This is a genomic window from Streptantibioticus silvisoli, assembly GCF_027947535.2.
GTDB classification, from domain to species: Bacteria; Actinomycetota; Actinomycetes; order Streptomycetales; family Streptomycetaceae; genus Streptantibioticus_C; species Streptantibioticus_C silvisoli.
Genome location: NZ_JAAGKO020000010.1, coordinates 1 through 10,792, shown reverse-complemented (window position 1 = coordinate 10,792; position 10,792 = coordinate 1). Strand labels below are relative to the sequence as shown.

General features: G+C 73.7%; 4 protein-coding genes. All 4 read right to left on the bottom strand.

Annotated features, from left to right (window positions below; translation table 11 throughout):
- Window positions 1-61: 61 nt before the first annotated feature.
- Complete coding sequence (locus POF43_RS09790) at window positions 62-670, bottom strand: LuxR C-terminal-related transcriptional regulator (RefSeq protein ID WP_282704506.1); 609 nt, start codon at window positions 668-670, stop codon at window positions 62-64.
- Window positions 671-1,224: 554 nt separating this feature from the next.
- On the bottom strand, window positions 1,225-4,056 hold the full coding sequence (locus POF43_RS09785; RefSeq protein WP_271316563.1) for an ATP-binding protein: 2,832 nt from the start codon (window positions 4,054-4,056) through the stop codon (window positions 1,225-1,227).
- A 197-nt stretch (window positions 4,057-4,253) separates the two neighbouring features.
- Window positions 4,254-6,701, bottom strand: a complete 2,448-nt coding sequence (locus POF43_RS09780; RefSeq protein WP_282704505.1) for an ATP-binding protein — start codon at window positions 6,699-6,701, stop codon at window positions 4,254-4,256.
- A gap of 778 nt (window positions 6,702-7,479) precedes the next feature.
- The gene (locus POF43_RS09775) at window positions 7,480-10,326 is read right to left on the bottom strand and encodes an ATP-binding protein (RefSeq protein WP_271322303.1); all 2,847 of its coding nucleotides are present in this window, start codon (window positions 10,324-10,326) and stop codon (window positions 7,480-7,482) included.
- Window positions 10,327-10,792 lie beyond the last annotated feature (466 nt).

The window sequence follows — 10,792 nt, the reverse complement described above, 5'->3', positions numbered from 1 at the left end:
GGGCCGTCGAAGCGGTTCTGTTGCTGGTGCCGTCGAACGAGCGGGTACGGAAGGCCCGGGGTTACTTGACGAACTCGGGCAGCACGCGCGGCGGCCAGTGACCGACCGTCAGCATGCCCATCGAGTGCGCGCGGGCCACCAGGGCGGCCCGGTTGGGTGCCTTGAGCTTCCTCAGCATCAGGCCGACGTGGTATTCGACGCCCTGACGGCTCAGGTAGAGGCGTGCGGCGAGCTGGACGGTGGACGCGCCACTGGCGACGCCCTCCAGCACGAGCGCGTCCAGCTTGCTCAGGATCGGCTTGCGGTGGCCGAGGGACTCGTCGGACGCGGGGTCCGTCGCCTCCTCGTCGGGCTGCACCATGACAACGATGCCAGCCAGCCGATCGGTGCTCTGGTGGACCGCTATGCCGATCAGCTCCCCGGAGAAGGGGTTCTCACCGTTGAGCCCCACCATTCTCTCGACGAAGCGGTTGCATCGTCGCTCCGCCAGCCGGGTGAAGTGCCGCCCGATGACGGCCGGCGCGCTGGGGTGGAGCAGGTCGTAAAGACTGCGGCCGCAGATGTCCGACGCGGTGCGGCCGAACTGGCGGTAGAAATCGGGGTCGGCCGACGTGACGTTCAGTTCGGGGTCGAGGTTGGCCGTATAGGTGTGGCGGCGCGAACGCCGCATCCGGAGATCTGTCGTCTGTCCGGAAGCGCCCGAATGCGCCGAGTTGAGCGGACCATGACCCGTCACCGTCGTGCTGGGTGATTCCTGGGGTCGCGTGATGGTTTCCTGGATCATCAAGGTGGGTCATCCTTCTGATTTCAGGAGGGAGCGGAGAGATCAGGGCTCGGGCGCAAGTGGGGAACGCGCCCGGGTGTTGCCGGTGACGAAGACCGAGGCATAAGGGAACGCGCCCCGGCGCTTCGCCGGAAAGACCTGAAGAACTGGAGAAGACTAATTTCCGTGCTTTGCTCATCCGTGCAATGAGCTTAGGAAGGGGCCTCAGGTCGGTCAAGCAAACTTCTGCACAGGGGTCAAACACTGTGGTTCGGTGGTTCGGTCGCCGCGTGGTTCGGTCGCGTGGTTCGGTATGGTTCGGTCAACTCTCCGTGCCCGTACGGTCATTGTGAGCGCATGGCGCGGGGCGGAAAACGGCGTGCCGGGCGGCCGGACCGGTCAGTCGCCGCGTGACGGGCGGGCCCGGCCCCCTGGGCGGTGCCAGGGGCCGGGCCGCGCGCTCACAGCGGCCGGTCCACCTCGTGCTCGTCAAGGGCCGCCCGCAGGGCCGCCCTGCCCTTGATGCCGAGCTTGCGGTAGCAGTTGGTCAGGTGCTTCTCGACCGCGCGGGTGGAGATGGCCAGCCCTTCGGCGATCGCCTGGTTGCTGGAGCCGGAGACGGCGAGCTGGGCGACCTTCAGCTCCGCCGGGGTGAGGGAGGCGTGGGAGGCGGGGCGGTCGGCGTGGTGGTCGCCCGTGCCGTTGCGCACGCGGTCCGCGATGAAGCGCGCCCCGCACTCCACCGCCATCGTCTCGGCCTGGCGCAGCACCGCCCTGCCGTGCGGGTCGGACCGGCCCAGCCGGTTGCCGTACGCCTCCAGCGCGCGGCACAGCTCGTAGCGGTTGGGCGAGGTCTCCAGCACGGCCACCGCCTCCTCCAGCAGGAGCAGCCCGCGCCGGCCGGAGGTGATGCGGCCCTGCACGATCAGGGCCCGGCCCAGCGGGGCCGCCGCTCCCCAGGCGCGCGCCGCCTCGATCTCCTGGGTGACGAGCTCCTCGGCCCGTACCGAGTCGCCGAGCCGGTGGTGGACCATGGCGGCCAGCGAGGCCCAGGGCGCCAGCACGGGGTTGTGCCAGCTGATGAGTTCCATCCGGTGGCCGGCGTTGAGGAAGTGCTCCAGCGCCGTGCGCAGGTCGCCGGCGCGGACCGCGATGCTGCCCTCCGCGGTGGCCAGCAGCGCCGCGATGTGCTGGGCACCGGCCCGCGGGCGGTGCTCCCTCAGCACCCGGCGGGCCAGCTCGGGCTCCTCGGTCTCCAGGGCCACGAAGGCCAGCACGGTGGCCGACAGCGTGGTGAACCCGTCCTGCTCGCCGGGGGCGAACCGGTAGGCGTCCAGGATCTTCGCCCGGGCGTCCATCGGGTCCCCGCACGACAGCGCCACCATGGCCTGTTCGACGCGGATGACGGCCTGCTCGACCTCGCCCTCCCGGCCCTCGGCGATGCGGTACGCCTCGTCGAGCCACGGCATCAGCCCCTGGGCGCTGTCCGCGGCGGCGAGGGTGCACACCACCAGCGGCAAGGTGGTGTGCACGTGCAGTGGCGAGGGGGGCTCGCGCTCCAGCAGCCGGGCCGACAGCCGGGCGGACTCGGCCGCGGAGATGGTGTTGGTGGCCATCGCGCCGTAGATCTGCACCGCCAGCAGCTCGCGCTCGCCGACCGTCTCGATGGGCGGGTCGGTGCCCAGCCGGGCCAGCGCGCCGGTCGAGGCCGACTGCTCGTTCGGCCCCCTGACCGACATGTGCGTCAGCCGGGCCTCCAGCCGCATCATCAGCTCCCGGTCCGCCCCCGCCGGGTCACCGGTCTCGGCCAGGTCGCGGGTGACGCGTTGCAGCATCTCGCCGATCTGCAGGGTCTCCGGGTCCAGGACGATCGGCCCCAGCCGGGCCATGGCGGCGGCCTGCTCGTGGACGGTGCACAGCAGCGGAACGGCCTGCGCGATGTGCCGCAGGGAGGCGCCGGTGGCGAAACTGCGTTCCACGGTGGCCAGGTCGATGAGCAGCCGGGCCCGCTGCGGTCCGGCGGGCGGGCTGTCCATGAGGGCGCGCCGCAGGTAGCGGGTGGCGGCCTTGGGCATGCCGCGGCGCAGGGCCTGGTCCGCGGCGGTCCGCAGTACCTGCACCGCCCACGGCCCCTGGAGGGAGACGACCTCCAGCAGCTGGTCCGCCACCTGCTCCGCCGGGTGCCCGCTGCCGTGCAGGAGTTCCGCGGCGACGACGTGGAAAGCCGACCGCTCGGGCAGTGGCATGCCCTCCTCGATGGCCTCCTGCACCGCCCGGTGGGTGAACCGGGGCGCGGCGGGGTCGTCGATCAGGCCCAGCGCGTGCAGCACCCGCATGGCGTCGACCCGCTGCACCGCGTCCAGCTCGGCGAGCCGGCCGATGATCTCGGCGCTCACCCCCTCGCCGAGGATGGTCAGCGCGTCGGCGGTGCGGCGCACGTGCTGGGGCAGGTGTTCCAGGAAGACCAGCAACTGCTGCCGCAGCAGCGACGGGCGCAGTGCGGCCAGGCGCGGGGCGTCGGCGGTGGTCGGCTTCAGCCCGCGGAACGCCGCCTCGACCAGTATGCAGTTGAGGAACAGCGGGTTGCCGCCCGACAGTTCATGGCAAACGGTGACGAAGTCCTGCTCCACGGCCGCGCCGTAGTGCTGCCGTACGACGCTCCCCACGCCCTCCGCGCTCAGCCGTTCGGGCGTGACGGTGTCGCGGGCGTGCGGCAGCAGCTCGTGCAGCAGGGGCTGCTCCTCGCCCAGTTCGCCGTCGAGCAGCGCGCACACCAGCAGCACGCGCCGGTCCGGCGCCCGGCGCACCATCTTGCGCAGCCACCGCAGCGATTCCGCGTCCGCCCACTGGATGTCGTCGACCAGCAGCAGCACCGGGCCGTCCTGGCTCATGTTCTCCACCAGGGCGGACAGGCCCTCGTGGACCTGCTCCAGGTCGCTGTCCTGCCACGGCGACTCGCAGTCGGTGAGGGCGACGTCGGCCAGCGCGGCCCGCGACAGCGCCGCGCTGCCCGCCCCCCAGACCTCCAGTTCGGCCGGGGAGGCGCCGCCCAGCGCGGGCTCCAGCAACTGCCGGACCACGCCGAAGGAGTAGTCGTGCTCCGCGGCCGCCGCCTGGGCCCTGAGGGTCAGCGCCCCTTCCCGGGTGCCGAGTTCGTGCAGGCTCTCCAGCAGCGCGGACTTGCCGATGCCCAGCGGGCCCCGGACGACGACCAGGGACCCCCGGCCCGCCCGCGCCTCGTGCAGCGCAGCGGTCACCAGGTCCAGGTCTCTACCGCGTTCCAGTAACAGCACGTTCCTACCCCGTTTGCGGTCACAGCCAGGGATGGCTGTCGATCAGTGGCACATGGCGGACACCGGGTCGTTCCGCGTGACCGAAGAGTCGTCCGGCGGTGGGGATGTCGGTCATGTGTCGGGAGATGTCGCCAGGGAGAACGCTCCGATGGGTCGAGAGCGTAGCGCCGGATGCCATGCCGGGTGGGCAGGCGTGATCAGTGGCCGGTGGATTGTCGGCGCGGACCGTCTGAACCGCCCGGCGGTGAGGTCAGCCGGCGCAGCGTGTAGGTGTGCAGGTCGGTGGACGGGAAGTCGTCGATTTCCGCCAGGATCTCCTCCAGCCAGACCGCCGCGCGCAGCCGGTCGGCCGGGCCCACGGGCGCCGTCCGGGCCGGCCCGGACGCCGGGCGCTGTCCCTCCACGACGAGCCGTACCGCCTCCGCGCGGTCGCCCGACCAGGCGTGGGCCACCGCGGACAGCAGCCGCCACGGGAACAGCGCCGGACTGGTCCAGCCCTTGGCCAGCAGCCACTGTCCGCAGGCGGTGAACTCCGCCGCGGCCTCGCGCGGCTGCTCCTGGGCGAGGTGCAGCAGGCCCCGGGCGTAGCGCAGCTGGAGCCAGCCGAACCGCTGCTCCACATCGGCCCGGAAGTCGCCGTAGGCGGTGCGGGCGGCCGCGTCCACCTCGCCGCGGGCGAGCAGGACCCGTACCTCCAGGGCCTGGGTCAGCGGGGCGACGGCCGGGTGCCAGGAGCTGATCGGCATCTCCGCCCGGGCCATGGCCAGGTCCCGCGACGCGCGGTCGGTGTCCTGGCACCGCAGGTGCAGCGAGCAGGTGGCCAGCAGCACGAAGCCCGACAGGGAGTAGGCGTGCCGGCGCCTGGCCTCGGCGAGGATCACCGACAGCTCCGCGCAGGCGGTGTCGGTCTCGCCGGCCCATCCCAGGGCCAGGCAGGCCAGCATGCGGGGGTACAGCGGCAGGTGGCGCACCGGGAAGGCCAGCGCGGTGCGGGCGAGCCGGCCGATCCGCTCGGTGTCCGCGCTCGTCGTCGCGGCGTGCCACGCCAGTGCGGCGGCGCCGCAGGCGTCCTGCGGGTGCTGGGACAGCGTGGCGGCCTCGTACGGCATGCCCTCCAGGCCGCCGGTGTCCAGCTGGGTGTCGCCGGCCAGCCAGAGCATCGCCTGGAGGGACTCCTGCTCGCGCGGGTCCTCCGCCCTCGCCACCGCCAGCGCCTGCCGGGCCGCGACGGCGTCGCCGCGGGCCAGCAGCAGGTCGGCCGCCGTCAGCTGGCGCCAGACGCCGCCCGGACGGCTGGGCCGGCGCACCACCTCGGCGAGGAAGCGGTCGCCGGCGTCGGGGTCGGTCAGGCAGCTGGCCGCGCCGATCTCCAGCAGCAGGTCCGCGCGCTCGTCGCCCGACAGCGGCTCCTGCAACGCCCGGTCCAGGCACCGTACGGCCTGCTGGTGCTCGCCGCGGGTGCGGCAGGCCGCCGCCACCCGGCGCAGCAGCGCGACCACCCACGCGGCGCCCGACGGCCGGGAGCCGAGCACCAGGTCGGCGAGCTCCTCGTCGGGCAGCGCGGCGCGGTGGCCCAGTTCGGCGGCGCGTTCGTGCAGCGCCTGCCGCTCGGTGTCGTCCATGGCCGACAGCACCCGTTCGACGCTCACCCGGGAGGTCAGCCGTACCGGGAGTTCCGGGGCGACCAGGCCGGTGGTGCGCAGGGTCCGCAGGGCCGAGACGGTCGAGGTCTCCCGCAGCCGCACGACGGAGCCGACCAGCTGGAGGGGCAGCAGGTTGCCGCACACGGCCAGCCCGCGCAGCAGCGCCAGGGGTTCCCGCGCCAGGCCCCAGGTGGGGTCGGGGTCGGGGGAGGACGGTGCGGGCCGGGGCGCCGGGACCGTGGCGGGCGGCAGGCTGCCGCCGGGGGCGCGCATCGGGCGGCGGCCGATCATGCCGGGCGCCTCGCGGGGACGCGGCACCCGCGGCGGCCGGCCGGCGTCCGGGCGCCGGGTGCCCGGCGTCGGATCGAACCGCGACGTCAGACGCAGCACGTGGCCGCGCACCGAGGGCGAGCAGATCAAGGAGAGCAGCTCCATGCAGGGGGCCGCGACGTCGGGGGCCGTTCCGGTGGTGGAGATCAGCACCGACAGCCGGCTGCTGTGCAGCCGCCGCAGCACCGCGCACAGCACCTCGAAGGAACCGGAGTCGGCCCACTGCACGTCGTCGACGACCAGGGCCGTAGGGTGTTCCCGGGCCGCCCGCAGCAGGGTCCGGCTGAAGCTCTGCACCAGTGCCGAACGCGGCAGCCGGTCGATCCCGCCCCGCAGCGGCAGCACCGGCCGCCGGTCTTCGGGCAGCGCGGAGATCAGCTGCTGGATCAGGCCGTAGGGACTGGAACTGCCGGAGGGCGAACCGATGGCGGTCAGGACCGACATGCCCGATTGGGCAGCCAGCGAGGACGCGCGCCGGACGAAGGCGGTACGCCCGGCGCCGCGGGGTCCGACCACCGCCGCGGCGACGGGGACCCCGCCGCGCAGTTCTCTGGTCAGCCGGCGGACCAGGGCGCGGTCGACTTCTCCGACGGCGAACGGCAGGCCGGCCGGGGGAAAGACTTCACCGGAATCGTCGGCGGCGGTGTGCCACCGTGGCCGAGTACTGGCCATATCGTTTCCTCCTCCACAGTCTGCCCCCGTCTATTCACCGGACGACGTGGACTGTGTTCTGACGCATCGGTCCCGGCACGACGGGATCATTCGGCGGTTTCATTTCCAGGAGGTCTCCGCCAAATGAAATCCAGTCGCTTTACGCCTTGCTGCGAGTGGCCGCTTAGTCTAGGCCAGCAATCTTGATATCTGCAAGATTCCACAGATTAATGGCCTCCGGGTGACCTGGGGGTTGAATTTACGGGCGGGCGTGGAACGGGCGCGGAGTCGGACCGAACGGGCACGGGGTAATGCCCGAGGTGCGCCTCGCGGGGGTGAACCGGCCGCCCGCCCGGTGTGGTGGGGGTTCGTACGGTGCGCCCGAACCCAATGAATCATGCCCGTCGCGCGGGTCGAACCCACATTCCATTGCCGCAAGATATGCCTGCCGCATAGCCCGAGGTGTTTGGATTGCGTCACCTAAATGTGAAGCTATTGTGTGGCACGGTGATGACAAAGTGGGTCATGAGCGCACATCAAGACCGGGCGTGAAAATGGCTGTGCTATGCGTCGTCGCAGGTGGTGGGCGTGGGGAGTGGATCCATGCGGGCGCACGGATGGTCATGAGGTGAAGTTGCCGGTGGAGGGACCCTCCGTTGCCGCCTCCCGCGGCCTCCGGAGCCGCCGGGAAGCACGGTCGCCGGGACGCGGGAACCCGGCCGGGCCCGGCGCCGCCCGAAGCGCGGCGGACCGGCGCGTGCGGGCCGGCGGGACACCCGCCGGGCACCGCACGCCGGCCTCAGGCCGACCTGCTCTCCGCGCCCTCGTGTAAGACGTCACGCAGCATGCGGCGCCCGGTCAGCCCCAGCTTGCGGTACACCGAGGTCAGGTGCAGTTCAACCGTACGCTGCGTGACGAACAGGGCGGACGCGATCTCCTGGTTGCTGCGCCCGGCGGCGGCCAGCCTGGCCACCTCGGCCTCGCTGCGGGTCAGGGAGTCGACCCCGCTCGACACCGTCCGGCGCGGCCGCGCCCCGGTCGCGGTCAGCGCCGCCAGCGACCACTCGCGCAGCGCCTTCGCCCCCACCGCCTCCGCCAGCTCCAGGCCGCGGCGCAGCACGTCACGCGCGACCGCCACCTGGCCGGCCTCGTGCAGGGCCCGGCCGTGGGCCAGCAGCACCCGGGCCAGCTCCAGGCGCGCGGTCGAGCCCTCCAGGACCGCGACCGCCTCCGCCAGCAGCGCCGACCTGCGGGGTCCGGGTTCCGTCGCCGCCTGCAAGGACAACGCCATGCCCAGCGCACGGGGAAGATCGTTTTTGCGGGCTGCGCCGACCATCTCCTCGGCCAGCGAACGCGCCGCGTCGACCTCCCCCGACGCCAGGTGCGCGTGGCCGGCCCAGAACCACCACGACGACACCCCCGGGCTGGTCCTGCCCCACTTGCGCTGCCGCCGGCCGCACTCCAGCAGGTCCACCAGCGCCGTCTCCGGCCGGTGGTGCGCCAGGTGCAGCCGGCCGCGTGCGCACAGGTACTCGTTCCACCGCCAGTTGTCCCGCGGCGGCACGCGCAGGTCCTCGCCGACGACGACATCGGCGCCCGCCAGGTCACCGGCGTCCAGCAGGGCGTGCACCCGGACCGCGATCAGCGGCAGGTTGACGCCTGCCGACCGGTGCGCCGGGCCGTCCGCGGCCGCCGTGCCGACGGGCGCCAGGATCTTCGACAGCTCGCCCAGCCGGTAGTACGCCTCGGCGCGCAGGGCGGGGAAGTCGCGACCGGGACGGGAGCCGTCGCTGCCGCCGATCCGGGCGCAGAAACGTTCGGTCTCCTCGGCCCGGTCCGCGTACAGCAGGGCGACGGCGGCCGCGTTCAGGGGGAACGGGGAGTCCTCGGCCGGTATCCCGAGCCGCAGCACCAGCCGGGCGGCGTCGACCGCCTGCGCCACCCGGTGCCCGCGCAGCACGCTCAGCACCGACTGCGAGGCCAGCAGCGCCCGCTCACCGGCGGTGCCGCCGTCCGACGCCAGGTCGTCGCAGGGCGCCGCGGTCCCGCACACCTCGTAGGAGGCCAGCAGCCGCCGCGCCTCCAGCGTCCGCTCCGACGCCTCGTCACCGTGCGGCGCCCGCGCGCGGTGCTCGGCGAGCACCCGCACGGCACGGTCCGCCCGGCCCTCGACGAGCAGCCCCTCCACCAGCGTCGTCACCACGGTCAGCCGCCGCGCCGGGTCGCTCACCCCGGGCAGCGCCAGTTCCAGGGTCCGCACGCTGGCGGACACGTCCACCGACGCCTCGGCCAGCCCGAGTTCCACCAGCAGTTCGGTGTCCTCCTGCGGCTCGTGCGCCCGGCAGTACCGCAGGATGGTGACCGCACCGGGCTGGTCGCCGCGGCCGACGGCCTCGCGGGCCGCCTCGCGCAGCGCGGCCGACGCCCAGGCCTCGGTGACCGCGGCCCCGGCCTTCAGCAGGTGGTCGACCACCTGCCGGGCGTGCGAGCCGTTGACGGCCAGCAGCCGGGCGGCCCGGTGGTGCGCCGAGGAACGCTCGTAGCCGTCCATCGCCGCCAGCACGGCCCGCTCCAGCAGGGGCGAGGACAACGACCACGTCCGGTCGTCCGCCGAGCCCCTGACCAGGCCGATGGCGCACAGCGTGCGCAGCGCCGGGACCAGCCGGCCGGCGGGCACACCGGTCAGGTCGGCGCACATCTCCGAGGTCGCCCCGTCGCCCAGGACCGCCAGCGCCCGGGCAGCGGCGGCGGCGGCCGGCGTCTGCTCGCCGACCACCCGCAGCACGCACGCGCCGAACAGTTCCTCCTCCTCGGCACCGCCGCGCAGCAGGCTGTCGGCGACCGGCGGCCGGGCACCGTCCCGCATCCCCGACAACGCCGCGCGCAGCAGCAACGGATTGCCGCCCGTCGCGTCCAGCAGCGCGGTGTGCAGTTCCTCGTCGCCCGCGCCGCCCGTCTCCCGCGCGACCATCGCGGCGATCCCCTCGACCGCCAGCGGGCGCGGGCACACCACCCGGCAGCGCGGCTGCGCCGCCAGCTCGTCCAGCCTCGTGCGGCGCACCATGCCGCCGGTGCGCCGGAAGACCGCCAGCAGCACCGGCAGCCCGGCCAGCCGCCGCGCGCTGAAGGACAGGAACTGCACGGTGGCCGCGTCGGCGTACTGGGCGTCGTCCACCAGCAGCACCAGCGGCTCGCGCCGGGCCAGCCGCGCGGTGAACCGGTGCAGCCCGTGCAGCACGCCGTAGGACGCCGGGGGCGCCGGCTCACCGGGGACCGGGTGGGCCAGGGCCGAGCGCGCGGCGCTGGTGTACCCCTCCAGCAGCACGTCCCGTTCCGCCTCGTCCAGCGATTCGAGCAGGGGGACGAACAGCTGCCGCACCCCGGAGAAGGGGACGTCGCCGTCGGCCGGCCGGCACGCGGCGCGCAGCACCCGCATCCCGTGCGGCCCGGCCGCGTCCGCGAGCCGGCCCAGCAAGGTGGTCTTGCCGATGCCGACCGGGCCCTCCACCAGGACGACGCCGCCGATGCCGGACCGCGACCCTTCCAGCAGGTCGCACACCACGCCCAGCTCCTGCTCGCGGCGCGGGTCCTGCGTGCGGGGGAGTGGGTGCGCCGCCGTCTGTCCGTCCCGGTCCGGTCCGCTCATCCCCACCTTCTCGCCCGTCGAACTGTGCCTGGTGCAACGGCGACGGAGCGCGGCCGCTCCCGGCCGCCGTCAGCCGTCAGGTGCGCCTGTGTCCGAAGTCACTGCCCATTTTCGCCGAAACGGTCTAAGGATATCCCTAGGGGGCGGCTTTGTGGATCTTGATGGAGCAAGAGGTTGCGACCGGTGCGGTCCGGCTCCGGACACCACACCCGCACGGTGCCCGCACGGCTCCGGACGCCACGACCGCATGGCACCGGACACCACGCCCGCACCGCTCCCGCACCGCTCCCGCACCGCTCCCGCACCGCCCCGGACACCGCTCCCGCACCGCGCCCGCACCGCCCCGGGCGGTGACGGCTGCGGGTTGTACTCCGGGAGGGGGAACGGCGGCGCGACCACGTGGGCCAGCAGCTCGTTGCGGTGGCTGACGCGCGGGTCGGCGAGGAGCTGCCGCACGTAGTCGTGC

What these genes read in the sequence shown, in the direction of transcription:
- POF43_RS09790 (WP_282704506.1), bottom strand. Translation starts at nt 670, where the DNA reads ATGCGGCGTTCGCGCCGCCACACCTATACGGCCAACCTCGACCCCGAA.
- POF43_RS09780 (WP_282704505.1), bottom strand. Translation starts at nt 6,701, where the DNA reads ATGGCCAGTACTCGGCCACGGTGGCACACCGCCGCCGACGATTCCGGT.
- POF43_RS09775 (WP_271322303.1), bottom strand. Translation starts at nt 10,326, where the DNA reads ATGAGCGGACCGGACCGGGACGGACAGACGGCGGCGCACCCACTCCCC.